Genomic DNA, 24,410 nt, shown 5'->3' with positions numbered 1-24,410 from the left:
GGAGCGTTTCGTTCACTTCTCCAGCAAAGCTGCGAGCTCGTTAGTAACCAGGATCCCTTTCTCCATCGCCTTGTCACGACGGCGATGCCTGCTGCGGGCCGGGATGTGATCCCACCCGGCCTGCTCCAGTATCTCGACGAACTCGCTGATCCGGTCGGCATAGGCGTCATTCCCGTCTCGGGTCGGATCCAATAAGATATACAGCTGGCCGGTGCGGAAGGTCGACACGCCTTCTGGGGCTTCTGCGGCTACCTGATAGGAAAACCCTGTACCCGTCAATCCAGTTGCCGTCATCTCGATCATCATGGCGATGAGAGTTCCTTTGTGCTCATCGAAGGGGGCAGGATGTTGCCCTTCTCAAGAATCTCAGACGGATCGTCGGTCTCCTTATCCGCGGTGTCAATACCGGTTCCGGGGCGTCTGATCCGTGTGAGCCATGGGCTGCAGGTCCTCGTGAGAAATTGAGGAAGTCGCAAAGTCGAAGACGAGCGGGTCCTGGCCGGGTAGCGGCGTCGCAAAAGCGATGGGGTTAGTGCTCATAGCGGCCTCGGTTGTGCCCTTGGCCGCTACCGCCAGCTGGTGACCATTCCTAAGCCGATGAACCCCTTATAAGCCCACGGCTCGAGACTGGGCCAGAGGGCACTGAAGTGGTGGGCGTCATGGCCGGCAACGATCGCGGCACCGGCTCCGGTGGGCATCCGCTTGGTGGTCACTTCGGTGGCAGTCGCCGTGGGCTGGGCGAAACTGTTGTGGCCGTCAATACGCAGGTACAGCGGGCCCACGTAGTGCGCTCCGCTGGTGACGGTCCTGTCAGTCCGACTGTTTTACGTATTCCGAGACCTTGAACCACTCCGTGACTAGTTGTGCCATCCCGCTCACATGATGCACAGTTTGTGGCCAACACCTGAGCCACCCCCACACATGTTCCAGTGTCGACCGGCATTTGGCAATGGCCGCGACGAGCTCGTCTGTGGTGATGGTGAGGCCAGGGGCCACAGGAATCCTCCTCGGCTTGAGATACTTCCGACAGTAACAGTGCGTTAGTTACCCCAACCTCAGCCGCGATGATCCAGCACGGCTTTCGCAGTTGCGATGTCAGTTACCAGATCCGTTACCAGATGGGTTCGAAGGATCGCCGATAAAGCTGGCACCTTTTCAGCTCCGAAAGCACTGACGATGACGTGGGTGATTGACGGGATCCGGTCGATCGGTATCGTCATCAACCCGTGGCAGAAGTCCGCATCGACATGACGGCCCTGAGCATTGATGTGGTGCCCACAGATGTGGCCGACCGCTCCCCGCGACAACAACTCGGCGTGAGTTCGTTCGGGCATCACGTGATCGAAAATCGGTGCCACTGAATTCACTCCGACCGCGCCTACCCCCGTCACCAGGATGTCGGCGTGGGAGGCCATAGCGATTGTCATTCCAATGGACTTCTCCGCCTTTAAAGCCGCTGCTACTTGCGGATTCGATACCAACACTGGCGCGGGCATCACTCGGTAAGCGCAGCCAAGTCGCTCCGCCAGTTGACGACACAGTTCGGGGGAGTCTAGGAGTAGATTCCCCCGCGCTGTCCCCCCGATTGCCTGGACCACTGTCGCTTCAGGATGACGTGTCGGGGTCATGGCGCGCACCACCGAAGCTACTCCACGCCCATTCGACAGTGCGATGACCGAGTCCGGGTGCATATATGTAGTCACGAGATCGGAAGCCATCCGTGATACCTCGTGAGCCGCAGAGTCGTCATCTGACATGGCTACGCGCGCGCACGCTAATCCGAAGGTGCGCGTCAGGTCCTGTTCCAACTCAAGTGCTCGTTGTAACGGGTGCTGCACGGTAAACGTGATGATTCCACGACGCCGCGCTTCGTCGAGTAGGCGCGACACCATTGATCGGGAGTAGCCGATCTCATCAGCGATCTCGGCCTGAGTTGCTTCTTCCAACCAGTATCGCTTTGCCACGGTCAGTAGGGTCTGGATGTGTTCGCGGTCATTCATATGTATCTCACAAATGTGAATCTTTATGCTAGAAGCCCCGCTGAAACGCGGTGTTAGGCCATCTTACTGGCGGTTTAGCGCTTAGTGAATTCACATATGTGAGTCCATGGCCTTGCGAAGGATGTCGGGCTGACGGCTGAATGGTTCTCGTCACACAGTCGTGAGAGAGGAATCACCCCAATGGCCGTCGTTCGTACCATCACTGGCGACGTTTCACCCGATACGCTTGGCGTCGTCAACGCCCACGACCACCTCATCCGTGTTGGCGCCGGTGAGGTCTACATCGATCCTGACCACCTGCTCGACGACGTCGACAAGGCCGCTCAAGAGGCCACCTACTTCGTCGAAGCTTCCATGAGCTGGGCCGACGGCGCCACGGTCGTCGACATGTGCCCCGCATCCTCGGGTCGCGGTGTGCTCAAGACCCTTGAAGTTGTCGAGAAGGTCCCAGGCCTCCAGGTCGTCCAGGCCACCGGATTTCACCAGCAGAAGGTCTACCTTGAGTGGCGTCAGAGCTGGGTCAACCAGTACACCGTCAACCAGATCGCGGATTTGCTGATCGCCGATATTGTCGAGGGCATCGACCGTTTCGACTATATGGGCCCGATCGTTGAGCGCACCAAGGTGAAGGCCGGCGTCATCAAGTGGGCTACCGCGTACGGCAAGATCACCGAATGGGAGAAGAAGTCCGGTAAGGCTGTCGCTATCGCCTCCAAGGAGACTGGCTGCCCCATCAACACCCACGTCACCGCCGGCACCTGTGGCCCCGAGCAGGCTCGCTACCTCGTCGACCAAGGCGTCGATCCCGCCAAGATCGCCATCGGCCACATGCAGCGTAACTGGGATCCGTGGGTCCACGAGCAGATCTGCAAGCTCGGCTGCTACGTTGAACTCGACGGCACCAACCGTATCAAGTACGTGCCCGACAACACCCGCGTCAACCTCATCAAGACCCTTGGTGAGAAAGGCTACGGCAAGCAGATCCTCCTGGGCACTGATTCCGGCAAGGCCTCGTACCAGAAGGTTTACGGTTCGGTTTCGGGTATCGACTATGATCCCGCCGTCTTTGCCCCGCGCCTGGTCGAGGACGAAGGTGTTGACCGCAGCTACGTTGACGACCTGCTTATCAACAACGCCGCCGCCTTCTTCGGCTTCGAGCCGCTGGCTGGGTGACGGCAATGCCACGCCTTCAAATCGCTCTTGACACATTCGACCTGCCATCGGCAATCGCCCCGTTGGCTAAGGTCTCTGATGACGTCGACATCATTGAGTGCGGCACTATCCTGGTTCTCGCCGAGGGCATGGGCGTGGTGCGCGCCATTCGGGCGGCCTACCCCGACAAGACCATTCTCGCCGATGTCCGCATCGCCGAGGCTGGGGCCAAGATCGCCCGGATGTGTTTCAAAGCCGGAGCTGATCTCGTCTCCTGTGTCGCCGGGGCATCTCTGACCACCATCGACCAGGTGTGCAAGGTGGCAGAGGAGTTCGGTGGCGAAGTTCAGGTCGAGCTCGCCGACGAGTGGTACGACGCTGATCGTGCCCGCCGCTGGCGTGAGCTGGGCGTTGAGCATGTCATCGTCAAGCGTTCCCGCGACCGTGAGGCCGCCGGAGACCTCTCCTGGAAGCCAGAGGATCTCGGACGGGTCGACGAACTCGCTGAGATGGGATTCACGGTCACCGTCACTGGAGGCATCACTCCCAAGGACCTCCCGGTTTTTGCTAGCCATCCGGTCGGCATTGTGATCGCTGGTCGTTCAATCGTCGACGTCCACGACCCAAAGGCTGCGGCACAGCAGCTACGCTCCACCCTGGACGAGGTGTGGCCGAAATGATTGAGCCCCTGTCAGACGGAGTGACCCTCGGCATCTACGAGAAGGCCCTCGTTGGCAACCCGCTTGAGACTGCCGACGACTGGCGTCGCTTCCTTATCCAGGTGCCTGAGTCCGGCTTCAGTTTCGTCGACCTATCGATCGATGAAACCGAAGAACGAACCGCACGGCTTGAATGGGATCAGAACCAGCGTCGTATGGTGCGCCACTGCATCGAGGAAACAGGGACTACGATCGGTGGTATCTGCTTGTCAGTGCACAGGCGCATTGGTCCCGGTAGCGCCGACCCCACGGTGCGTCAACGCGCCCGCGAAGTGATGGCCGAAGGGTTGCAGCTGTGCCACGATCTCGGAGTGCCTGTGCTTCAGGTGGCGGGATACTACTGCTACTACGAGCAGATGAACGATCAGTCTGAGCAGTGGTACACCGATCTTCTGCTCGACGCCGTCCCAATGGCTGCACGGCTGGGGGTCGTGATGGGTATCGAAAACGTTGACGGCACCGACGTCACCTCGATCCGCAAGGCCATGGAGTTCGTCAAGCTCGCCGACTCACCGTGCCTGCAGGTGTACCCCGACCTCGGCAACATTGCTGAGCAACAGCTCGACGCTGCCACCGAACTCGGGGCTGGACGCGGCCATATGGTCGCGATCCACGTCAAGGATGTCCGGCCTGGCGAGCCTCGACGGGTACCGATGGGGGAGGGGACCGTTGACTGGGACGATGCCTTCGCCATCCTTGCCAAGCAGGGCTGGCGCGGCCGAATGATGATCGAGATGTGGAACGACGATGCCCCCGATTCCAACGATCGCAGTGCGTCGGCGCGTGAGTTCATCGAGGAACATCTTCGAATCGCTGGAATCCCGGTTTGTCGTACCCTGGCCTGATTCGGGACCGGTCGCACCGGCTTGAATCCTGGGTTGACTGACCCCAACCCCAAGAAATTTCTAAACCGCTGTTCAAAGGAGAACGTTCGATGCTCGAAAAGCTCAAGAAAGACGTTTGCGAGGGCAACCTAGAATTGCCCCGACATGGCCTGGTGACTTGGACCTCAGGCAATTTATCTGCGCGAGACCCCGAGACTGGCCTGGTGGTCATCAAGCCCTCCGGAATGCTGTACGACGACATGATGCCTGACGACATGGTCGTCGTCGACCTCGACGGAAAAGTCGTCGACGGACATCGCGGGCCATCTTCGGACACCGCTTCGCACCTGTACGTCTACCGTCGCCATGACGATGTCCGCAGCATCATTCACACTCACTCCACCTTCGCTACCGCCTGGGCGGCCACAGGCCAGGACATACCCTGCGCTATGACCGCCGTCGCCGACGAGTTCGGTGGGCGGGTCCCGTGTGGAGATTACGCTCAGATCGGCACTGAGCAGATAGGTGAGCAAATTGTACGGTTCATCGACGAATCCCCAGCCGTGCTACTCAAGAAACACGGTGTTTTTACCGTCGGCACTTCCATTGAGAAGGCTGTCAAGGCGGCCGTTATGGTCGAGGACGTAGCCCGGACCTTGACTTTTGCCAAGCTCATCGGCGAGATCTCCCCACTCCCACAGTCGGAGATTGACTCCAACCATGACCGGTACACCAATCGCTACGGCACCGCAGCTGCGTCCCAGGGAGTGACGGCATGACTTACGACATCTCGACTATTGGTGAAGGGCAGATCCGACTCACCTGCTACAAGGGAGAACGGCTGGTCAATGCCCAGCAGCTACGCGCCACCGCTGCCTGCTCCGAAGCCAACGTTGCAGGCTTGCTGTCCCAGCTCGGCCGCGACGCCTGCTGGACATCTGTTATGCCAAAGGGCGATCTGACTGACCGGGTTGTCAACGAGTTTCGCAGTGTTGGTGTCGATGTCTCCCACATCTGCATCAAGCCCGAGGGACGCGTCGCACTGTACTTCATGGAGCCCGGTGAATATCCGATGCCAGCGCGTGTACTCTACGACCGCGAGCACACTCCGTTTCGTGACGTCCGTGTCGAGGATCTCGAGTGGGATGCCATGCTCGACACGAAACTGGTTTTCGTGACTGGCATTACGGCTGCTCTGACCGAGAATACAGCTGCTGTCGTGAGCCATTTCGTCGAGGAAGCCCATTGCCGTGGAATAGCCGTCGCACTTGACGTCAATTATCGTTCCCTGCTGTGGGAGTCGAGGCGGGCCCGAGAGGTGCTCGAGCCCATTGCTCACATATCGGATATCGTCTTTTGCTCAGTGCGTGATGGCAGGGCGGTATTCGGAATTGAATCCGACGGGGAACAGGCATGCCACGATCTGCGCGAATTGTTCGGAGCTCCGACGGTTGTGTCGACTGACCAGATCAGCGGTGTCTATCTATCCGACGACGAGCGCGGTGACCACACCTTCCCAGTGGTTCAGGTGCCTGTCGTCGACCGTCCAGGTGCAGGAGACTCCTTTGTTGCAGGAACATTGCACGGGTATCTTGCAGGTGATGTGGTCCAGGGAATCTATTACGGGCAGCGGACATCTGCTTACGCCCTGACTCATTACGGTGATTTGACTCGTGTGAGCCCCAGTGAGCTCAATATTCCTTCGAACACAGACATCCTGCGTTGACAATAATCGTGGCGCAGACAGGAGATACACCTACATGTCCACTTCTACAGCATCCAAGCAATCAGCCTTAGATCTTATAGACTCGCGTCCCTTGACGCGCAATCAGAAGAATCTTGTCGCCCTTGCTATCGTCGGAAATATTTCCGAGTTCTTCGATATCTTTCTTATTGGTTTTGTCGTATCCGTCCTCACTAAGCCATGGGATTTGACCGGCACTGAGGCGGGCGTCATCCTCGCTTGTTCTGGCCTGGGTACGGTCATCGGTGCTATCATGTGGGGACGCCTCGCGGACAAAATTGGACGCCGTTCATCGTTTTTTTGGTGCGTCCTCATGTTTGTTGCATTCACCGTCATATCAGTGTTCACTCCAGATCGCGGCTGGGTTATGCTCGCCATATTGCGTATCGGCGTGGGGATAGGTGTTGGCGGTCTCAATATCACGTCGATTCCGTATGTTCAGGAGTTTGTGCCAGCTAAACAGCGTGGCCTTCTTGCTGGATTGGCGTCGGTGTTCATCCCGCTAGGTCTTTTTCTGGGGTCACTTGCGCAAAATGCCTTGGGAGATAATTGGCGTGCTCTCATCGCGCTAGGTGCCATTCCCGTCTTCCTGCTTGTGTGGATTCGCCTTGTTCCCGAGTCGCCAAGATTTTTGCAGAGTCATGGGCGAGAAAAGGAAGCTCGTGAGGCTCTGGCATGGGCGCTGGAGATACCGGCTGACGACATTGGAGATCTGCCGTCCGTAGAGCACGTCCAAGACGCTTCGTACTCACTTGTCTTCGGCAAGTATCGTAAGAGCCTCCTCATTGTCAGTTTGGGATCCTTCTGCTTCATTCTGGGGTCATTCACGATTCAGTCGTGGGGTCAGACCCTCCTCAAGACTGGGTTTGGCAAGTCTGCAGAGCAAGTTGGGACCCTGTTTATGTTCGTCTCTTTGGCTGATCTCATCGGGCGCTTTCTTTCAGCATGGCTGGCCGACCGCATCGGTCGGAGGATCACGATGCTGTCATTCGGTCTCATCGGTGCCACTGGAACTCTGATCGTCGCGCTTTCGGCTCATTTGGATTGGGGTTGGCAGGTCTTCTTCGCCGGCGTACTTATTGCAATGGCCTTCGGTGACGGAGCTTTCGGCATTCTGAATGCCTTTGGCGCCGAGCAATTTCCCAACGAAGCACGCTCCACCGGTCTGGGACTCGGTTACGGCATCGGTGCGACTGCCAAAATCATCGGACCAGCGCTTATGGGGCTGATGGTGGGCGGATCTGCGGTCAAACAGAATGTCACCTTGGATGCGGTCTTCCCGGCGTTCATCTTGTTCACTGTGCTGCTCGTTATCGGCGGTCTGACATATACGTTCGCCCGCGAAACTCGAGGCACCTCACTCGACACAATTTGACCAATCAGACGATCCTGACGTCGAGGGCCTGTACCTGACCCAATGGGTTAACTGACGCTGTGACCTGCCGGGTAGCCAGGGGGCCCTCGACCCGCCAGATCGAACGATTCGGGGTGACCTCGACGATGCTGACAGCGGCGTCGGATGACTCCCCAGTGGCCTTGACGGCCTCCGCGAACGCTTCCTTACGTTGATCCAGCGGCAGATCCATCGCCACAGTTGGACTCCATTCATGATCAACGATGGGTTGCGACCATTCGCGAATGACGCGCTCAACATGGGACAGTCGGTCCCGCACCAGCGGGCTCATCGGCGAGGGATGGACGGCGTCACAGGCCTTACGATCCTTGGCCTGTGAGGGCAGCAGCAGATCGGCAGCCCCAGGAGCGACGGTCTCCAAGGCGTGCGCCGCCACGCGGATGGCCGGGTGATATGTCTGGTTGGCAAGCACGACGACGCCGACCCCGGACCGCGGATGCCACATCATCGTCGATCCATAACCGGGATATCCGCCACAGTGATAGACGACATGTTCCTGTCCCGTGACAGCGACGTGAAGGCCATATCCGTATCCTTCGGTGACTGGGCCGTAGCTCGTGAAATACCGCTGGATCTGCTGCATGTCACGCAAGACCCGATCCCAGCCGTCGTCACCCGACCAGGCAGTGATGAAGCGACTGACCCAGACACCAACATCTTTGGCTGAACAGATGAGGCCGCCAATGGGGGAGAAGGTTCCGGGCCCGAGCAACGGCTGGATGCTGCCATCTCTGCCGAGACCCGGGGCGAGCTTTTCCTCGGGCACCTGCGCGACGTCGAGGTAAGACTGCGTCATTCCTACCCGGTCGAGCAAGGCAGTCGTGACCACGTCGAGGAAAGACCGCCCGGTGGCCTGTTCGACGATGTGTCCGAGGATGGCATAATCGAGGTTTGAGTACGCATAACCCGTACCCGGGGCAAAAGTCGTGAGCAACGGCTCGCCCAACAGAGCCTCGAACTCGTCTCGGGGCATGGCCTGCTGACGGTCTGCCCAAGGATCATCGGGTGGCAAGCCGGTCGACATCGTCAAGGCGTCACGGATCGTCGCGTCCGCCACTGGCGGCTGAAGCCGTGGGATCCACGTTTTCAGCGTGTCGTCAAGACTGGGCCGTCGAGAAGCCACGTCAATGAGCCCGTGACAGATCCCGAGGACGCTGGCAGCGGTAAACGATTTCGACATCGACGCAATGCTGTAGACGTGATCGTCAGTGTCGTTACATCGCACCTCACTGTCGTCAACGGCTGCCCAGGACAACAAGGTTCCACTATCGGCAGCTTCTGACGACGCAGCATCGAGAACGTCAACGACAGGGTCAAGATGGGAAGTCATGGCGGCATTGTGTCACTTGAGACTTCGTCGGGAGGCCGGCTTCTTGTATTACTGGACAAGGCCGTTTCCGGTCTCGGCTTCGGATCACGCGGAGGCACGAGTACTGGGCGCGTCGGACACCTTGACCCCTGGCGCAAGGCGATACGGGAGCGGATTCTGTGGATCTCGGCCCGTACCGAAGTGTCTGCGTCATCCCTTCCGTGGATGGTCACCCCGAGGAAGAGGCAACCACCTACCGTCCACCGGCTCCAACCGGGTCGCTCCTTGCCCACTGACGACCATACCGCGGGCCGGGGCCTCAGGTACTGGTAGACGGTCTGCGACCGTGACACCAGAACTGTCAGCCACCCGCCCCCACCGGTCGACGAGCACCCACGGCCCTCGAATCCGTAATCGGTTGGTGGTGTGATGCAACTTTTCCAATCTGCGTAGATGTGCGGCTCGTAAGGCGAACTCGGCCTGCCGGGCCAAGGACGAGGCCAGTGCCACCGCAGTGGGACAAGCACTGTCTGCGGTGAAGGACAAGTCAATGGCTCTGACGATGCGTGAGGTGCGGGGATCCAACACCGGGGATGCCGCGCAGCTCCATTGGTGCTGACGCAGGCGATAGTGCTCAGCGGCATGGATGTGGACTGGAGCCCCGATCTCGAGGGTGGTGCCGATGCCGTTGGTGTCGACGTCGCGTTCTCCCCACACTCGTCCTGGGACGAAACCAATGTCGTCAGCCTGGCCGACGTCACCACCGCGATCTGCAACGCAGGCGGCACCGTTTTCGAGCCGAAGTCGGTACGCACATCCGGATTCGTCGTCAGGTCCACCCTTGACGATTCCACCGTCGAAGCCACCCCGGTGGCCCGACGCATCGCCGAACAGCTCGGCGTCAACCTGCACGACCGCCGTCCCAGCGGAAGCCGGGGCCGGGTCTGTCGGGCTGACGTCGAGGAGGCCGCTCAACGGCTGTCGCTCCTTGAGGAGCAGGTGGCCACCGGGACCCCGCAGGCCGAGGCCCAGCCCAGCAACGAACCCACCGAGAGTCTCCTGTCCGGGATGCGCTCGATCATTGCTCGTCGCCTCCAGGGATCGGTGCGTGAGGCCCCGCACTTCCGAGTCAACCAGGACGTCGTCCTCGACGACGTCCTGGTCCTGCGCAAGCAGATCAATGACTCGGTCCCAGGCGTCCACGTCTCGGTCAACGACTTCATCGTCAAGGCCGCAGCCGTGGCGCTGACGCGGATGCCCGAGGTCAACGTGCAGTTCGACGGGCAGACCGTCCGCAGCTTCCCACACGCTCAGCCCCGACGAGTTCCAGGGTGGCACTTTCACGGTGTCCAACCTGGGCATGTATGGCATCACCTCCTTCGACGCGATCATCAACCCACCGCAGGTCGCGATCTTGTCGCTGGGGGACGGTGAGGAGTGCCCGGTCGTCGTGGACGGCGAGGTGCAGGTCAAGACCGTCGTCACCTTGACGATGGCCTCCGATCACCGCATCGTCGACGGGGCCAAGGCCGCTCAGTTCATCTCGGTGGCTCGGGAGATCCTGGAGTCCCCGGCCCAGATGCTGGTCTGAGGTGGTTACCATGACGAGCAGCAATGCCACGGAACGCCACGACGTCATCGTAATCGGGGCCGGCCCTGGGGGATATGTTGCGGCGATCCGGGCCGCCCAGCTGGGCCTGGACACCGCCATCGTCGAGGGGGGAACTGGGTGGCGCCTGCACCAACCGTGGCTGTATTCCCACCAAGGCCATGCTCCATGGCGCAGACCTCGCCCATGCTGTCCGACAGGCCGACAGCCTAGGGATCAAAGCCGAGCTCACGGGGATCGATCTCGACGCCCTCGTCGGTCACGCCGACTCGGTCATCGGCCAGTTGCGCGCCGGAATCGGCGGGTTGCTCAAGGCCAATGGCGTCGAGATCATCACCGGCACTGCGGCCATTCCCGCCAAGGGGGCGGTCGAGGTCAACGGCGAGGACGGCACTCGCACCCTGCGCGGAGACCACATCATCCTCGCCACCGGTGCCCGACCGAAGTCGATTCCCGGGGTGACACCTGACGACGACCGGATCTGGACCTCGACCGAGGCCCTGCATCCCTCATCCCTGCCGGACTCCCTGCTCGTCATCGGGTCGGGAGCAATTGACGTTGAGTTCGCGAGCCTGTACTGCGATCTTGGGGTCGAGGTGACGGTGCTCGAAGTCTTGCCACGGATACTCCCGACTGAGGATCCCGAGGTCTGCGCATTCATGGAGCATCACTTTGGTGCCCGGGGTATCCGTGTGCACACGGATGTGTCGGACGTTGCGACGGCCCATGGGGTGACGACGTTTACCACCAAGGAGGGAACTGAGGAATCAGTGACGACAGACGTGGTACTGGTCGCCACGGGAGTCGCCCCGAACACCGAGGGGCTGGGCCTGGATGGGCTGTGTGTCGAACGTGACCGGCGCGGATTCATCGTCGCCGACGAGTGGAGCCGTACCACGGTTGCCGGCCTCTATGTAGTGGGTGACGTGACAGGCGGTCCATGTCTTGCCCACAAAGCCAGCCATGAAGCGGTGGTGTGCGTCGAGCATCTGGCCGGGGTTTCGTCGGCTCATCCCCTGCGACGCGACCGGGTTCCCGGGTGCATTTACACCCGACCTCAGGTGGCGTCGGGCGGAGTGTCCGAGGAAGAGGCAAAGAAGAGTGGAGCCAACATTGTGGTGGGGCGATTTTCCTTGTCAGGTAACGGTAAAGCTCTTGCGCCGGGGGAGGCTGACGGTTTCGTCAAGACCATCTTCGACATCGATACCGGTGAGTTGCTGGGGGCGCACATGGTCGGTCCTGACGGCACCGAGATGATCCAGGGTTTCACCGTTGCCCAGGCTTTCGAGGCCACGCCGGAGACGCTGGTTGAGGCGATCGTCGCGCACCCGACGGTATCTGAAGCGATGCACGAGTCGGTGCTTGCGGCTCTGGGGCGTTCCATTTGGCCACCTGGCCACTGACATGTTGGTGTGGCCAAGTGTCCGCTCGGCGTTAAAGTGGACCACAACAACGCGGGAGCCCACCACAAGGGCTGAGAGGGTGCCGAGATGGTGCCGACCGCCTGAACCTGTCCGGGTAATGCCGGCGAAGGGAGTGGTTGACATGACTGAGTTGTCGAATTTGGTGTCGGAGTCCGTGGAGCGGCTGCGTCGGGACAAGCCGCTGGTGCAGTGCTTGACCAACATCGTGGTTGCCAATTTCACCGCGAATGTGTTGTTGGCTGCGGGGGCGGTTCCTGCCATGGTCGACAACCCTGAGGAATCTGAGAGATTCGCCTCGGTGGCTGACGGCGTGCTCGTCAATACTGGTACTCCGTACCGGGAGACCGCCGAGGCCATGGTTGCTGCCGTGCGGGGCGCAGCAGGTGGTGACACACCCTGGGTGCTCGACCCAGTGGGAGTCGGGATGCCATGGCGTACCCAAGTCGCCCTGGACGCTTTGTGCGTCGGCGCTCCAGCCGTCATCAGGGCGAACGCCTCCGAGGTGTTGACACTGGCCGGAACAGGAGCGTCTGCTCGAGGGCCGGAGGCCGGAGATGCCGTCGAGGACGCATTGGGATCCGCAGCTGATCTCGTGCGCACATACGGCACTGTGGTCGCCATCAGTGGCCCCGTCGATCACATCATGGACGTGCACCGGCACGTAACCGTGTCATCGGGGCATGAATGGATGGCGCGAGTGACCGGCGTCGGATGCTCGCTGGGGGCTCTCACGGCGGCCTTTGCAGGCGTCCAGAATGATCATCTCATTGCCGCTGCATCCGCAACCGCCATGGTGTGTGTGGCTGCCGAACGAGCGGCGGATCACAGTGTGGGTCCGGGTGGATTCGCTCAGGCTCTCATCGACGAACTGTTCCTGGTCTCACCCGATGAAGTTGGCGCGCAGGGAGGGCTTCGCGATGTCACGTCCTGACTTCGACCTGTCGGTGTACCTCGTCACAGACACCGCCCAATGCGGTGGTCCAGACGCGGTCGTCGAGACCGTGCGGCGCGCTGTCGCCGGTGGAGTGACTCTGGTTCAGTTTCGCGACCACGATATGCCCGACGACGAATTCGTCGTCGTAGGAAGACGGGTGCGGAATGTGTGCAGCGGCGTACCCCTCATCATTGACGACCGGGTGCATCTGGTCGCCGACATCGGGGCGGACGGCGTCCATGTCGGGCAGTCCGACATGCCGGTAGCCCAGGCTCGAGAGATTCTCGGGGACGATCTGCTGATCGGCTTGTCCGCGCAGATCCCTGCTCACGTGGAGGCTGCGCTGTCTCATGGCCGTGACGTTGTCGACTACTTGGGCGTCGGGGCCTTGCACAGCACGGGAACCAAACCTGAGGCAGGGGAGCTCCGCCTGGCTGCGATACGCGCTGTCGTCGACGTCAGTCCGTGGCCGGTATGCGTCATCGGGGGAGTCACTGTCTGTGATGCTCAGGACGTAGCCCGGATGGGCTGTGACGGCCTCAGCGTGGTCTCGGCAATTTGTCGAAGCGCCGATCCCGAGTCCAGCGCTCGGGAGCTCGCACAGGCGTGGCGCCGAGCGAACGGGCGGTGACCTCAAGGCATGCACAACCGCCCAGCCTTGCTGACAGCTTGTTCAGATGAGCAGCCCCGGTGCGCAGGATCCATCATCAGACACGAGGCACCCTAAGATGATGAGCATGAGCACTTTTGACGCCACCCGTCGCGCCTCCAAAATTTCCGTTGTTGGTGCTGGTTCGGTCGGTTCTTCACTGGCCTACGCTTGCCTCATTCGTGGATCAGCTGACCTCGTTGCCCTCTATGACATCGCCAAGGACAAGGTCGAGGCTGAGGTAGCAGATCTCGCCCACGGCACCCAGTTCACTCCTGCGTCGGTCATGGGTGGCGCTGACGTTCACGACACTGCCGACTCTGACGTCGTCTTCATCACGGCCGGGGCCAGGCAAAAGCCAGGCCAGACTCGTCTGGACCTCGCTGGCGTCAACGCCAATATCTTGCGCTCTCTCATGCCGCAACTGGTTGAACAGTCCCCGAATGCCCTTTTCGTGCTGGTGACCAATCCGTGCGACGTGCTCACCGTCGTCGCCCAGGAAGCCACTGGGCTGCCTGCCAACCGTGTCTTTTCCACCGGAACCATGCTCGACACTTCGCGGCTGCGTTGGCTCATTCGCCAATGGGCCAACGTGGAACAGCGTCACGTCCACGCAACTATCGTGGGTGAGCACGGCGATTCGGAGTTTCCGCTGTGGTCAACAGCCAATATTTCCGGTGTACCGATCCGCGACTGGACCGTCGACGGCGAGTGGGTGTTCACCGAGGAGGTGCTGGCTGACCTGGCTCATGAGGCGGCTTTCGCGGCCTACAAGATTATTGAGGGTAAGGGCGCGACGAACTATGCCATCGGTTTGACAGGCGCCCGTCTGGCCGAGGCGCTGCTGCGCCCAGGCCGCTCCGTCCTGCCGTTGTCGAGCGTGGTGACCGACGTGCACGGAATTTCAGGAGTCGCACTGTCGATGCCCTGCCTCGTCTCTCGCGACGGCATCGAAGGGGTTGTTCCGGTCCTCATGGATACCGAGGAGATCGCGTCTCTCAAGACTTCAGCGGAACGGTTGCGTGACACTTTGTCATCCATCGCGTGAAGTGATGACCATTTGTGCTGCTGACCGCATAAGCTAAGGGATATGTCAGTTCCTTTTCAGTATGCGCACGATGACGACGGAGATCTGCTCAGGATTACGGCTCGTGGCCAGGAGGTGTTGACGAACCCCCTGACCAACCAGGGCACTGCGTTCACGATTGAGCAGCGAAAGGCCCTTGGTCTCACCGGTTTGCTCCCGTCGGGAGTCATGACGATTACTGATCAGCTCAAGCGGGTGTACGCACAGTACTCGGCGCAGCCTGATGACTTGGCGAAGTACCTATACCTCAACCACATGCATGATCGCAATGAGGTGCTGTACTTCCGTCTCTTGGCCGAGCACATTGAGGAGATGCTTCCCATCGTCTACACCCCGACGATCGGTAAGGCGATTGAGGAGTACAGCCACTGGTACGACCGTCCGCGTGGCATCTACCTGTCCATTGACGATCCGGACGGCATGGAGCAGGCCTTGGCGCAGTTGGGCCACGGCCCCGACGATGTCGACCTCATCGTGGCCACCGATGCGGAGGGCATCCTGGGCATCGGCGACCAGGGTGTTGGTGGCGTCGCGATCACGGTGGGGAAACTGGCCGTTTACACGGCTGCCGCAGGAATTCACCCTCACCGTGTGCTTCCAGTCATCCTCGATGTCGGTACCGACAACATGGAACGTCTCAACGACGATGGCTACCTCGGGGTGCGTCACCCCCGTGTGCGTGGCGAGAGATACGACGAGTTCATCCAGCAATACGTCGAGACCGCTCACCGAATGTTCCCCCATGCCCTTCTGCACTGGGAAGACTTTGCGGCCGGTAACGCCACGCGGATTCTCAACAAATACCGCGATGATTACTGCACCTTCAACGACGACATCCAAGGTACCGCGGCCGTCGTCGTCGCAGCGGTTCTGAGCGCCGTCAAGTCCTCGGGTATTCCGTTGAGCAAGCACCGGATCGTCATTCACGGCGCAGGCTCGGCTGGGACCGGAATTGCCAATCTGCTGGTGCAGCTCATGGTGAGCCAGGGGGTTGATGAGAAGACGGCCCGCTCCCACTTCTGGGGGCTCGGTTCACGAGGCTTGTTGCGCGACGGTTTGCGGCTGCGTGACTTCCAGCAGCCCTTCGCTCGCAGCAAGGAAGAGCTAGAAGGTTGGGCCCTCGATAGTCCAGACCAGTACACCCTCGGCGACGTGGTTCGAAACGTTCACCCGACCATCCTCATCGGCTGTTCTGCTCAGACTGGAGCCTTCACCGAGGAAATCGTGACGACGATGGCTGCCCACTGTGATCGCCCAGTGATCATGCCGTTGTCCAACCCGACTCGTAAAGCTGAGGCGTTGCCCTCCGACATCCTCAAGTGGACTGACGGACGTGCCCTGGTTGCCACAGGGTCTCCGTTCAAGCCGGTCATGGTGAATGGCGTGACCTATCAGATTGCGCAAGCCAACAACGCTCTGGTCTTCCCAGGCATTGGTTTGGGAACCATCGCTGTTCGGGCCTCCCGGGTGACCAGTGGCATGATTGCCGCTGCTGCTCAGGCGGTGGCGCTGCACGCCGACAGTCGCTTTGTCGGGGCCTCACTCCTACCGTCAATCAAGAGCCTGAGATCACTGTCGGCGTCGGTGGGCATTGCTGTGGCCCAGCAGGCGATGGAGGAAGGTGTGGCGGCCGAGTCCACCGACAATCCAGTCGAGAAGGTGTTTTCGGCGATGTGGCAGCCACGTTACCCGCGCATTGCGGTTGCCTGAGAAACGCTGAAGCCGGGCTCACGCCTCTTCGTGCGAGGCGTGAGCTACGCCTTGATCGTTAACGCCGAGATGGGCGAGGACATCCCCGACGCGTGAGTGAGCATGACGGTGGCATCGGTGCGCGGGCAGTCGATGGTGACTGTGCCGCGAACCTTGTGGCCCTGGGACACGATGGTGCCAAGAGACCCTGTCGGTGACTGGCTCTCCTGATGAATGTTGGTCGATTCGTTTTCCATGATGAAAAAGCTGTAATCGGCCAGTGAGCCTTTGGTGACCTCAATGGTGACCGTGAGGGTGACAGTGCCGGGCCCCCATGTCACATTGTCGATCGACCACCGTCCCTCGGTGTCGTCATCCTTCGAAGAAAAGGGTGACGACGACGCGACGGCTGTAGCCGATGCCGGGACACGCGGTGGGGTTACGGACGCGGACGTCGCAGTAGCCGATGGTGTCGGCGTGACGGGGCTCGTCGCCTCAGTCGTGACTCGGCGGGCGACGAGCACCAGTGCGACGACGACGGCCGCCACGATGATGACGCCGATCCAACCGCCGTGACGCTGTGGCGGCTGGTACTGGCTGATGTCAGGCGGTTGACTCATGGTGGCTCTACTGTACGTTGTCGCTGACTGATGATGTTGTCCACAGTATGCTCTCGAGATGAGACCATGCCGGTGGGAGTTGTCCACAGATTCGACATTGCTTGGCAGATGTGGGCAGGGTGAGACGACAACTGGGGGTATGACATCACTACATTCCTCCAATACAGATGCCCGTGACCCGCTGACCGTCAGGACCGTCGAACAAGCGGCGACCTTGGCGCCCTACCTTTTGGGGTTTCAACCTACTGAGAGTTTGCTTCTTATCGTCGCTGACGATGGCGCCGCATGTCAGGGCTTTGTCGCTCGAGCTGATCTGGACGGTCTGGAGGCCGGTACAGCTGTGGATGCGTTCGCCTCACGGGTCGTTCCCCTCGCAGGGCAAGGCCGAACGGTGGTCCTGGCATTCAGTACTCATCAAGATCGCGCCATGGCCACGCTGACATCGGCTGTTCAAGCGATGAAAGGCATGAACATTGCTGACGCCGCATGGACCGATGGCGAGCATTGGCGCAGTATCTTTTGCGCCGAGCAGGGCTGTGGCGAGAACCACCGTTTTGTTCCTGATCCAGCCATTGCAGCCGAAGCGGTCTATCGCGGTCTGAGCGCGCTTCCCAGTCGCACTACTCTGGTCGACGCCCTCTCGGGCCCCGGGCGGACATGCGATCCAGATACTCGCAGACTTCTCACGAACGCTCGGCGGCGGCTTGCCTGCAAGGATGATGAGGCCGTGTCAGCCAGGTGTCAGGCCATTGTCGCTTCTGAGCATGAGCGCAGCGATGTCGTTGTGACAGAGTTGGCGGTCGCCGCCCAGCGCCCCGCCATAGCGCGCACGCTGTGGATGTCGGTGACACGAGACGATGCGTCGCGGTGGCTGTCGATATGGAGCCGAGCAGTCGAGATCATCCCAGACCGGATGGCGCCAGCTCCGCTGTCGCTGTGCGGGCTGGCGGGATGGTTGAGTGGTGACGGGGCAGTCGCAGCCGTGTGCGCCCGTCGGTGTGGATCCATGGCGGGAACAGCCGACCTGCCGTCTGCGCTGGCAGTCATCGTCGATGCCTTCATTCCGCCCACACTGTGGGACGTCATGGATCATGACCCGACTGTGATTGCCCACCGGCTTCTGGAAGGACCCTATGGCGAAGAGCTGAACCTGTCGGCATAGCGCTACACGTGGGCACCGACGAGACGACGGCAGCATGTCACGGTACGGTGTACTCGTCGGGCGTGTTCGCGCGGTGCGCCTCGGAGCCCACGACATCAGCTGTGCTCTTGCTCAACGAATGCTCACAAGGCATGACAGAGAACCCTGACGGTAGGTGTGGGGCGCTTTCGCTAAACTCTGGCCCATATGTGTCGCGGGTCGGTGAGACCCGTAGTAGATCCGAGAGGTGTGACGTGAGCGACCAGGTGCGCGAGACGACGGGCTACGACGCAGCCGCAGCCCAGGAGAAGTGGTCCAAGTACTGGGAGGAGAACCGCACCTTCGCAGCCCTTGACGACGGCTCCAAGGAACGTCGTTACGTGCTCGACATGTTTGCCTACCCCTCCGGTGACCTCCACATGGGTCATGCCGAGGCGTTCGCCATTGGCGACGTGCTGGCGCGCTATTGGCGGCTGCGCGGGTTCGACGTCCTGCACCCGGTCGGCTGGGACTCCTTCGGTCTGCCAGCTGAGAACGCCGCCATCAAGCACGGCACCCACCCCGCTGAGTGGACCTACAGCAACATTGACACCCAGGCGGCCTCCTTCAAGCGTTATGCCGTCTCCTTCGACTGGTCGATGAGACTGCACACCTCCGACGAGGAGTACTATCGCTGGACTCAGTGGCTGTTCAACCGCTTCTTCGAAAAGGGACTGGCCTACCGCAAGGACTCCTGGGCCAACTGGTGCCCCAACGACCAGACCGTGCTCGCCAACGAGCAGGTCAAGGACGGTTGCTGCGAGCGCTGCGGCGCCGTCGTCACCAAACGTCAGCTCAACCAGTGGTACTTCCGTATCACTGACTACGCCCAGCGTCTGCTCGATGACATGGTACAGATCGAGGACAAGTGGCCCGATCGTGTGCTGTCGATGCAGCGCAACTGGATCGGACGTTCCGAGGGCGCCTACGTCGACTTCATCATTGACGGTCGCGAGGAGCCGGTGCGAGTGTTCACCACCCGTCCTGACACCCTCTACGGAGCGACCTTCATGGTCGTCGCCCCGGACTCCGCTCTGGCCCAGGAGATCGTCTCCAACCAGGCCCGTCCTGACTTCGAGGCCTACCTCGACGAGGTCAAGAAGAAGTCCGAGATCGAGCGTCAGTCCACCGAGCACGAGAAGACCGGTGTGCCTCTCGGGGTCGAGGCCACCAACCCCGTCAACGGGGCCAAGGTCCCGGTGTGGGCCGGCGACTATGTGCTGGCTGACTACGGCACCGGTGCCGTCATGGCCGTGCCTGCCCACGACCAGCGTGACCTCGATTTTGCCCGCAAGTACGGCATTGACGTCATCCCGGTCATCGACACCGGCGAGGCCGATCCTCGCGAATCCGGCACCGCCACCACCGGTGACGGCGCCTACCAGAACTCCGGATTCCTTGACGGCGTCACCACCAAGGCCGAGGCCATCGAGAAGATGTGTGATTTCCTTGATGACAAGGGCATTGGTGAGCCGACGATCACCTACCGCCTGCGCGACTGGCTGTTGAGCCGTCAGCGTTTCTGGGGATGCCCCATTCCGATCATCCACTGCGGCACCTGCGGGGACGTCCCGGTCCCTGATGACCAACTGCCGGTCAAGCTGCCGGATCTGCGCGGTGACGAGTTGGCCCCCAAGGGCAAGTCCCCGCTCGCCGGGCAGGAGGCTCGCGAGTGGCGCGAGGTGCCCTGCCCCACGTGTGGCGAGGCCGCCCAGCGTGACACCGACACCATGGATACCTTCGTGGACTCGTCCTGGTACTTCATGCGTTACTGCTCCCCGCACTTCGACCAAGGCCCGTTCGACACCGACGCCGTGCGACGCTGGATGCCGGTGGCCCAGTACATCGGCGGCGTCGAGCACGCCACCATGCACCTGCTGTACTCGCGGTTCTTCACCAAGGTGTTGCATGATCTTGGCATGGTTGACTTCACCGAGCCCTTCCAGCGGCTCATGAACCAGGGCCAGGTCATCAACGAGGGCCGGGCGATGTCGAAGTCGCTGGGTAACGGTGTCGACCTCGGCAGGCAGATCGACCAGTTCGGTGTCGACGCGGTGCGCACCACCGTCATCTTCGCCGGCCCGCCGGACGAGGACATCGACTGGGCCGACGTCTCCCCGGCCTCGACCCTGAAGTTCCTGCAGCGTGCCTGGCGCGTTGCCTCCGAGGTCACCAGCGACCCCGACGTCGACCTGGGTAAGGGCAACGGCGACCTTCGCCGCGTGACTCACCGCAGTATCGCCGACATCACCGAGCTGCTCGACGGTGGCCGGTACAACGTCGTCGTGGCGCGCATCATGGAGCTCGTCAACGCCACCCGCAAGGCGATCGACTCCGGTTGCGGCTCGGCTGACCCCGCGGTGCGTGAGGCTGTCACCTTCACCGCCCAGGCGCTCTCCCTGGTGGCCCCGTATCTGGCTGAGGAGATGTGGGAGATGCTCGGCCTCGAGCCGTCCGTCGCCAACTCCCAGTGGCCGACTCCTGACGAGAAGCTGCTCGTTGCCGAGGAGGTGACCATGGTCGTCCAGGTGACGGGCAAGGTCCGCGCCAAGATCCAGGTGAGCCCTGACATCACCGAGGCCGCGGCCCGCGAGCTGGCACTGGCTGACCCCAACGTCCAGCGGTTCACCGAGGGCAAGGAGATCGTCAAGGTCATTGCCCGGTTGCCGAAGATGATCTCCATCGTCGCGAAGTGACCCGCTGAACTCTCGTGATCATGACAGTCATGAGCTGACATCCCGACGATGCGGCGGCGAGCCTGTGGACAGCAGACTCGCCGCCGCATCTCGTTGTCCACAGATGTGAAAAAGATGGCGGATGCCGACGGCGCGCGACGACAACTGAAGGTATGAGCGACGAGTACCGAGAGCGTCTTGAGAGTCTCATGGCGCGGCTGCCTGCCCGAAATCTGGGGCCAAGGCGGTCCGCAACCCCCGTGGCAGAGGAACCCGACGAGGAAGAGCCCGTGAGGCCGAGACGAACAGTGACCCGGGTCCACGCCTCAGCCGTGGGAATCCTGCTCGTGCTGGTGCTGTCGGTGGTGGCCGTCGGTCTGCTGAGGTCCAAGCCCACTGAAGTACCCGCCGGGGCAGTGGTCGTCTCAACGGTGCCAGAAGGTGCGACCCTACCGGGCGCGACCAGCAGCGATGCGGAGACGCCTGAGGCTGCGCCTGTCTCAGCATCGTCGGGCCCGTTGCCGACTCCGAGTGAGGCTCAGAGTGTCCAGGTGCACGTGGCAGGACGGGTGACGCATCCGGGGGTCTACACGGTGCCCTCCGATGCCCGGGTGGCTGACGCCGTCGAAGCCGCAGGAGGCATGGCATCGGGAGCTCATCCGGGACGGCTCAACCTTGCCGCGCCTGTCTGTGATGGCTGCCAGATATGGATCCCGGCACGTGGGGACGGCACGGTGACCCCGCCTGGTCAGACTGGCAGCGCGATTGCGGCCCAGGAGGCCGGACCGAGTGGTACTGGTGGCGCTGCGGGCGGGACGTCGGCGGCTGGCGCAACGATCAATCTCAACACCGCGAGCCAGGGTGAGCTCGAGTCGATCGATGGCGTGGGGCCTGTCATGGCCGGTCGGATCATGGCGTGGCGGCAGGAACACGGTCGTTTCACCTCGGTCGATCAGTTGCGTGAAATCTCCGGGGTCGGTCCCAAGACCTTCGAGAAGATCAAGCCCCATGTCATGGTCTGAGTCCGCCCTTGGCGAGCAGGTCGCCACACCAGACGTCCGCATGGTTCCGGTCGCCCTGACGGCCAGTGTGGCGGCTGCACTGGGGATCAGTGGTCGTCCTCGGCTCATCCTCCTCGCTGTAGCGGGATGCCTTGTCACCGGCATGATCGCAGCCCGGCGCAGGGGATGGTTGGTGGTCGTCACGGCCCTCGTGGGTCTCAGCGTCCTCGTCACTTCCGGAATGCGCGATCACATCGTCCACGGTGTGGGAGTGGCACAGCTCGCCGACGAGGAGGCCATGGCGACCCTGATTGGACGTGTGGCCGTTGAGCCACGGACCTTTGACGGCAACGGGTCGGGCGGATCGACGGTCACCGTCACCGTCGCCGTCAGTCGTGTCGCCACCGAGGAACGGGTCATCACGCAGTCTGCACAGGTCGTCGTCATGGCAACGGGAGCCAGAGCGGCCACCGCTGCGAAGCTGTCCGTCGGGGAACAGATCCAGGTTCGAGGGTTGCTGACCCCGCCACGGCAGGGACGGTCGGAAGCCGCCGTCATGAAGCTGCGCTCCCCGCCCAAGGTGGTCACTCCCGCGGGCCCGCTGGACCGGTCCGTCAATCGTTTTCGCGCTGGCCTCGTGGTGGCGGTGGAAGGGTGCCCCGACGGGCAGCGGGCCATCGTGCCGTCCTTGGTCGTCGGGGATACCTCTACGGTCTCCGAGGAGATGTCGGAGGACTTTCGCGTCACCGCATTGACTCACCTCATGGCCGTCTCGGGAGCCAACCTGGCCTCCACGACTGCTCTGCTGTGGTGGATCGGGGCACGGTGCGGCATGAGGAGACGTGGGTTGCGAGTGCTCTCAGTGATCGGAGTCGTCGGCTTCGTCGTGGTGTGTCGGGCAGAGGCATCCGTGGTGCGTGCAGCCGCCATGGGAGCAGTCGCCATGGCGGCGACCGGAGTGTCCTTCGACCGCCGCGGGGGAGTACGGACGTTGGCAGTCGCGGTGACAGGCCTCATGATCGTTGATCCGTGGCTGGTGCGATCAGTGGGATTCTGGCTGTCCGCCTGTGCCACTGCCGGGATCCTGTGGTGGGCACAACCCTGGACGGCTGCGATGTCATGGGCGCCGACCTGGTTGGCAGCTGCTGTCACCGTGCCATGGGCTGCCCAGCTCGCCACCCAACCTGTTGTCACCTGGATGGCCGGAACGGTATCCACCGTCGGTCTGGTTGCCAACCTGGCTGCGGCTCCCTTCGTCCCGCCAGCCTCGGCGTTGGGAATGGTGGCTGGGCTCGTGGCCCTCATCTGGCCACCCTTGGCCGTGCCGTTGGGACGCCTGGCGGGATGGTGCGTCCAGCCGATCATCTGGATCGCTCACCTGGGAGGCAAGGCGCCGGCTGGTCTGCTGACCTGGCCGTCGGGAGGAGTGGCTCTTGTCGTTCTCGGCGGGCTGTGCCTGGGTCTGGCCTTGATCACACCTGGTGTCCTGGCACGGCCCTGGCTGACAGTGGTGGCCGGCCTCGCGGTGGTTTCGGCCACCGTGGTCCGGCCTCCCGTTCCTGGTTGGCCGGGAGTGTGGCAAGTTGCCATCTGTGACGTCGGGCAGGGCAGCGCTGCGCTGGTGCGTGCGGGCCCCCATGCCGCTGTCGTCGTCGACACTGGTCCTGATCCGAGTCCGTTGGGTCGGTGCCTTGATGACCTTGACGTCGACCAGGTGCCGATGGTGGTCCTCAGCCATTACCACGCCGATCACATCGACGGGCTCGACGCCGTTCGTGATCATGGGCCGACGACGGCTGTCGTCGTGTCCCAGTTGGCGTCTCCGGAACGGGCAGCCAGGAGGGTGAGGCAGGCCGTCGCACGGATGGGGGCACGGGTGCTCCTGGCACACTCGGGCGAGGTCATGACGGTTGGCACGGCGAGGCTCGAGCTGTTCGGCGGAATCCAGTTGTCCGACGCTGGCGAATCGCAGGAGGAGCCAGCTGTCGAGAACAACTCCTGCGTCGTCGTCAAGGCCACGGTCGACGGTCTGAGAGTCCTCCTTCCAGGAGACGCCGAGCCGGGTGAGCAGCGCCATGTCCTGGCAGACCACGCAGATCTGTCGAGTGATGTCCTCGTCGTTGCTCATCACGGATCTGCCCATCAGGACGAGGACTTCTGGGCCGCAACCGGTGCGAGCGTCGCGGTGGTCTCGGCCGGGAAGGCAAACCCCTTCGGACATCCCTCTCACAAGGCCATGTCCCTGGCCAAGAAGATGGGGATGCAAGTCCGTCGCACCGACGAGGAAGGCACGGTCCTGCTGGCTCGTAGTGGCGGTACGGTCCTGGTGCAGACGCGATCGTGACTGATTCGTGTTCCGCGTCGCAGGGAGATTCATCGA

The 24,410-nt window shown here is 61.8% G+C and carries 22 protein-coding genes, 3 pseudogenes and 1 riboswitch; of the genes and pseudogenes, 19 read left to right on the top strand and 6 right to left on the bottom strand.

Features of this window, described 5'->3' with window-relative positions; translation table 11 throughout:
- Positions 1 to 12 precede the first annotated feature (12 nt).
- The 3 genes and pseudogenes from ACUCCZ_RS06550 to ACUCCZ_RS06540 form a co-directional block, all read right to left on the bottom strand.
- Positions 13 to 540, bottom strand: a pseudogene (locus tag ACUCCZ_RS06550) (Ldh family oxidoreductase).
- Between the two features lie 26 nt (positions 541 to 566).
- The gene (locus tag ACUCCZ_RS06545) at positions 567 to 782 is read right to left on the bottom strand and encodes a hypothetical protein (protein WP_435916778.1); all 216 of its coding nucleotides are present in this window, start codon (positions 780 to 782) and stop codon (positions 567 to 569) included.
- Between the two features lie 273 nt (positions 783 to 1,055).
- A complete protein-coding gene (locus ACUCCZ_RS06540; protein ID WP_435916777.1) occupies positions 1,056 to 2,000 on the bottom strand; it encodes a sugar-binding transcriptional regulator in 945 nt (314 codons plus the stop codon).
- A gap of 180 nt (positions 2,001 to 2,180) precedes the next feature.
- Between ACUCCZ_RS06540 and ACUCCZ_RS06535 the strand changes: the two genes are divergently transcribed.
- The 6 genes from ACUCCZ_RS06535 to ACUCCZ_RS06510 all read left to right on the top strand — a co-directional run bounded on the left by ACUCCZ_RS06535 (position 2,181) and on the right by ACUCCZ_RS06510 (position 7,814).
- A complete protein-coding gene (locus ACUCCZ_RS06535; RefSeq protein ID WP_435916775.1) occupies positions 2,181 to 3,173 on the top strand; it encodes a phosphotriesterase family protein in 993 nt (330 codons plus the stop codon).
- A 5-nt stretch (positions 3,174 to 3,178) separates the two neighbouring features.
- Positions 3,179 to 3,832: a 3-keto-L-gulonate-6-phosphate decarboxylase UlaD gene (locus ACUCCZ_RS06530; RefSeq protein WP_435916774.1), complete on the top strand. Its 654-nt coding sequence runs from the start codon at positions 3,179 to 3,181 to the stop codon at positions 3,830 to 3,832.
- On the top strand, positions 3,829 to 4,716 hold the full coding sequence (locus ACUCCZ_RS06525) for an L-ribulose-5-phosphate 3-epimerase (protein WP_435916773.1): 888 nt from the start codon (positions 3,829 to 3,831) through the stop codon (positions 4,714 to 4,716). Before ACUCCZ_RS06530 ends, ACUCCZ_RS06525 begins: the two co-directional genes overlap by 4 nt.
- Positions 4,717 to 4,805: 89 nt before the next feature.
- On the top strand, positions 4,806 to 5,474 hold the full coding sequence (locus ACUCCZ_RS06520) for an L-ribulose-5-phosphate 4-epimerase (protein ID WP_435916772.1): 669 nt from the start codon (positions 4,806 to 4,808) through the stop codon (positions 5,472 to 5,474).
- Positions 5,471 to 6,421 (top strand): sugar kinase, encoded by a 951-nt coding sequence (locus ACUCCZ_RS06515; RefSeq protein ID WP_435916771.1) that lies wholly within the window; start codon positions 5,471 to 5,473, stop codon positions 6,419 to 6,421. The genes ACUCCZ_RS06520 and ACUCCZ_RS06515 overlap by 4 nt, the downstream gene beginning before the upstream one ends.
- A gap of 34 nt (positions 6,422 to 6,455) precedes the next feature.
- Positions 6,456 to 7,814 (top strand): MFS transporter, encoded by a 1,359-nt coding sequence (locus ACUCCZ_RS06510; RefSeq protein ID WP_435916770.1) that lies wholly within the window; start codon positions 6,456 to 6,458, stop codon positions 7,812 to 7,814.
- Between the two features lie 4 nt (positions 7,815 to 7,818).
- Here the strand turns inward: ACUCCZ_RS06510 and ACUCCZ_RS06505 are convergent, their stop codons facing one another.
- Together ACUCCZ_RS06505 and ACUCCZ_RS06500 are read right to left on the bottom strand one after the other, a co-directional pair.
- Positions 7,819 to 9,183 carry a serine hydrolase domain-containing protein gene (locus ACUCCZ_RS06505; RefSeq protein ID WP_435916769.1) on the bottom strand — a complete coding sequence of 455 codons (1,365 nt, stop codon included), beginning with the start codon at positions 9,181 to 9,183 and terminating at the stop codon, positions 7,819 to 7,821.
- 189 nt (positions 9,184 to 9,372) lie between these two features.
- On the bottom strand, positions 9,373 to 9,879 hold the full coding sequence (locus tag ACUCCZ_RS06500; protein ID WP_435916768.1) for a hypothetical protein: 507 nt from the start codon (positions 9,877 to 9,879) through the stop codon (positions 9,373 to 9,375).
- Between ACUCCZ_RS06500 and ACUCCZ_RS06495 the strand changes: the two genes are divergently transcribed.
- The 8 genes and pseudogenes from ACUCCZ_RS06495 (at position 9,805) to ACUCCZ_RS06460 (ending at position 16,575) form a co-directional block, all read left to right on the top strand.
- Positions 9,805 to 10,596 (top strand): 2-oxo acid dehydrogenase subunit E2, encoded by a 792-nt coding sequence (locus ACUCCZ_RS06495; RefSeq protein ID WP_435916767.1) that lies wholly within the window; start codon positions 9,805 to 9,807, stop codon positions 10,594 to 10,596. The two genes, ACUCCZ_RS06500 and ACUCCZ_RS06495, sit on opposite strands and share 75 nt — an antisense overlap.
- Positions 10,508 to 10,753 carry a 2-oxo acid dehydrogenase subunit E2 gene (locus ACUCCZ_RS06490; RefSeq protein ID WP_435916766.1) on the top strand — a complete coding sequence of 82 codons (246 nt, stop codon included), beginning with the start codon at positions 10,508 to 10,510 and terminating at the stop codon, positions 10,751 to 10,753. Before ACUCCZ_RS06495 ends, ACUCCZ_RS06490 begins: the two co-directional genes overlap by 89 nt.
- A gap of 10 nt (positions 10,754 to 10,763) precedes the next feature.
- Positions 10,764 to 10,880: pseudogene (locus tag ACUCCZ_RS06485) on the top strand (FAD-dependent oxidoreductase); the annotation flags it as partial.
- On the top strand, positions 10,828 to 12,174 hold the full coding sequence (lpdA, locus tag ACUCCZ_RS06480) for a dihydrolipoyl dehydrogenase (RefSeq protein ID WP_462981533.1): 1,347 nt from the start codon (positions 10,828 to 10,830) through the stop codon (positions 12,172 to 12,174). The pseudogene ACUCCZ_RS06485 and the gene lpdA, both read left to right, overlap by 53 nt.
- Positions 12,175 to 12,215: 41 nt before the next feature.
- Positions 12,216 to 12,324: riboswitch (TPP riboswitch) on the top strand.
- Positions 12,293 to 13,126: a hydroxyethylthiazole kinase gene (thiM, locus tag ACUCCZ_RS06475; RefSeq protein WP_435916765.1), complete on the top strand. Its 834-nt coding sequence runs from the start codon at positions 12,293 to 12,295 to the stop codon at positions 13,124 to 13,126. Its footprint overlaps the riboswitch before it by 32 nt.
- On the top strand, positions 13,113 to 13,760 hold the full coding sequence (gene thiE, locus ACUCCZ_RS06470; protein WP_435916764.1) for a thiamine phosphate synthase: 648 nt from the start codon (positions 13,113 to 13,115) through the stop codon (positions 13,758 to 13,760). The genes thiM and thiE overlap by 14 nt, the downstream gene beginning before the upstream one ends.
- A gap of 97 nt (positions 13,761 to 13,857) precedes the next feature.
- Complete coding sequence (locus ACUCCZ_RS06465; RefSeq protein WP_435916763.1) at positions 13,858 to 14,826, top strand: L-lactate dehydrogenase; 969 nt, start codon at positions 13,858 to 13,860, stop codon at positions 14,824 to 14,826.
- 42 nt (positions 14,827 to 14,868) lie between these two features.
- Positions 14,869 to 16,575 carry an NAD-dependent malic enzyme gene (locus ACUCCZ_RS06460; protein ID WP_435916762.1) on the top strand — a complete coding sequence of 569 codons (1,707 nt, stop codon included), beginning with the start codon at positions 14,869 to 14,871 and terminating at the stop codon, positions 16,573 to 16,575.
- Between the two features lie 44 nt (positions 16,576 to 16,619).
- Here the strand turns inward: ACUCCZ_RS06460 and ACUCCZ_RS06455 are convergent, their stop codons facing one another.
- On the bottom strand, positions 16,620 to 16,811 hold the full coding sequence (locus ACUCCZ_RS06455) for a hypothetical protein (protein WP_435916761.1): 192 nt from the start codon (positions 16,809 to 16,811) through the stop codon (positions 16,620 to 16,622).
- Positions 16,812 to 16,854: 43 nt separating this feature from the next.
- Between ACUCCZ_RS06455 and ACUCCZ_RS06450 the strand changes: the two are divergent.
- The 5 genes and pseudogenes from ACUCCZ_RS06450 to ACUCCZ_RS06430 all read left to right on the top strand — a co-directional run bounded on the left by ACUCCZ_RS06450 (position 16,855) and on the right by ACUCCZ_RS06430 (position 24,374).
- Positions 16,855 to 17,169 (top strand): annotated as a pseudogene (locus ACUCCZ_RS06450) (hypothetical protein).
- A gap of 144 nt (positions 17,170 to 17,313) precedes the next feature.
- Complete coding sequence (locus tag ACUCCZ_RS06445) at positions 17,314 to 18,336, top strand: DUF4192 domain-containing protein (RefSeq protein WP_435916760.1); 1,023 nt, start codon at positions 17,314 to 17,316, stop codon at positions 18,334 to 18,336.
- Between the two features lie 233 nt (positions 18,337 to 18,569).
- Complete coding sequence (gene leuS / locus ACUCCZ_RS06440; protein WP_435916759.1) at positions 18,570 to 21,050, top strand: leucine--tRNA ligase; 2,481 nt, start codon at positions 18,570 to 18,572, stop codon at positions 21,048 to 21,050.
- A gap of 152 nt (positions 21,051 to 21,202) precedes the next feature.
- Entirely contained in the window at positions 21,203 to 22,051 is an 849-nt protein-coding gene (locus tag ACUCCZ_RS06435) for a helix-hairpin-helix domain-containing protein (protein WP_435916758.1), read from the top strand.
- A gap of 40 nt (positions 22,052 to 22,091) precedes the next feature.
- Entirely contained in the window at positions 22,092 to 24,374 is a 2,283-nt protein-coding gene (locus ACUCCZ_RS06430; protein WP_435917039.1) for a ComEC/Rec2 family competence protein, read from the top strand.
- The last annotated feature ends 36 nt before the right edge of the window (positions 24,375 to 24,410 follow it).

It is taken from the genome of Cutibacterium nasicola (genome assembly GCF_052654715.2).
This window is presented reverse-complemented; position numbering and strand designations above follow the sequence as displayed.

Excerpts from the sequence above, each read along its gene's own strand:
- ACUCCZ_RS06525 (WP_435916773.1), top strand. The coding sequence starts at position 3,829 with ATGATTGAGCCCCTGTCAGACGGAGTGACCCTCGGCATCTACGAGAAG.
- ACUCCZ_RS06465 (WP_435916763.1), top strand. The coding sequence starts at position 13,858 with ATGATGAGCATGAGCACTTTTGACGCCACCCGTCGCGCCTCCAAAATT.
- ACUCCZ_RS06505 (WP_435916769.1), bottom strand. The coding sequence starts at position 9,183 with ATGACTTCCCATCTTGACCCTGTCGTTGACGTTCTCGATGCTGCGTCG.
- ACUCCZ_RS06455 (WP_435916761.1), bottom strand. The coding sequence starts at position 16,811 with ATGGAAAACGAATCGACCAACATTCATCAGGAGAGCCAGTCACCGACA.
- ACUCCZ_RS06430 (WP_435917039.1), top strand. The coding sequence starts at position 22,092 with ATGGTTCCGGTCGCCCTGACGGCCAGTGTGGCGGCTGCACTGGGGATC.
- ACUCCZ_RS06460 (WP_435916762.1), top strand. The coding sequence starts at position 14,869 with ATGTCAGTTCCTTTTCAGTATGCGCACGATGACGACGGAGATCTGCTC.
- ACUCCZ_RS06510 (WP_435916770.1), top strand. The coding sequence starts at position 6,456 with ATGTCCACTTCTACAGCATCCAAGCAATCAGCCTTAGATCTTATAGAC.
- ACUCCZ_RS06445 (WP_435916760.1), top strand. The coding sequence starts at position 17,314 with ATGACATCACTACATTCCTCCAATACAGATGCCCGTGACCCGCTGACC.
- ACUCCZ_RS06435 (WP_435916758.1), top strand. The coding sequence starts at position 21,203 with ATGAGCGACGAGTACCGAGAGCGTCTTGAGAGTCTCATGGCGCGGCTG.
- ACUCCZ_RS06530 (WP_435916774.1), top strand. The coding sequence starts at position 3,179 with ATGCCACGCCTTCAAATCGCTCTTGACACATTCGACCTGCCATCGGCA.
- ACUCCZ_RS06520 (WP_435916772.1), top strand. The coding sequence starts at position 4,806 with ATGCTCGAAAAGCTCAAGAAAGACGTTTGCGAGGGCAACCTAGAATTG.
- ACUCCZ_RS06495 (WP_435916767.1), top strand. The coding sequence starts at position 9,805 with ATGGATGTGGACTGGAGCCCCGATCTCGAGGGTGGTGCCGATGCCGTT.
- thiE (WP_435916764.1), top strand. The coding sequence starts at position 13,113 with ATGTCACGTCCTGACTTCGACCTGTCGGTGTACCTCGTCACAGACACC.
- lpdA (WP_462981533.1), top strand. The coding sequence starts at position 10,828 with ATGTTGCGGCGATCCGGGCCGCCCAGCTGGGCCTGGACACCGCCATCG.
- ACUCCZ_RS06540 (WP_435916777.1), bottom strand. The coding sequence starts at position 2,000 with ATGAATGACCGCGAACACATCCAGACCCTACTGACCGTGGCAAAGCGA.
- ACUCCZ_RS06535 (WP_435916775.1), top strand. The coding sequence starts at position 2,181 with ATGGCCGTCGTTCGTACCATCACTGGCGACGTTTCACCCGATACGCTT.
- thiM (WP_435916765.1), top strand. The coding sequence starts at position 12,293 with ATGCCGGCGAAGGGAGTGGTTGACATGACTGAGTTGTCGAATTTGGTG.
- ACUCCZ_RS06515 (WP_435916771.1), top strand. The coding sequence starts at position 5,471 with ATGACTTACGACATCTCGACTATTGGTGAAGGGCAGATCCGACTCACC.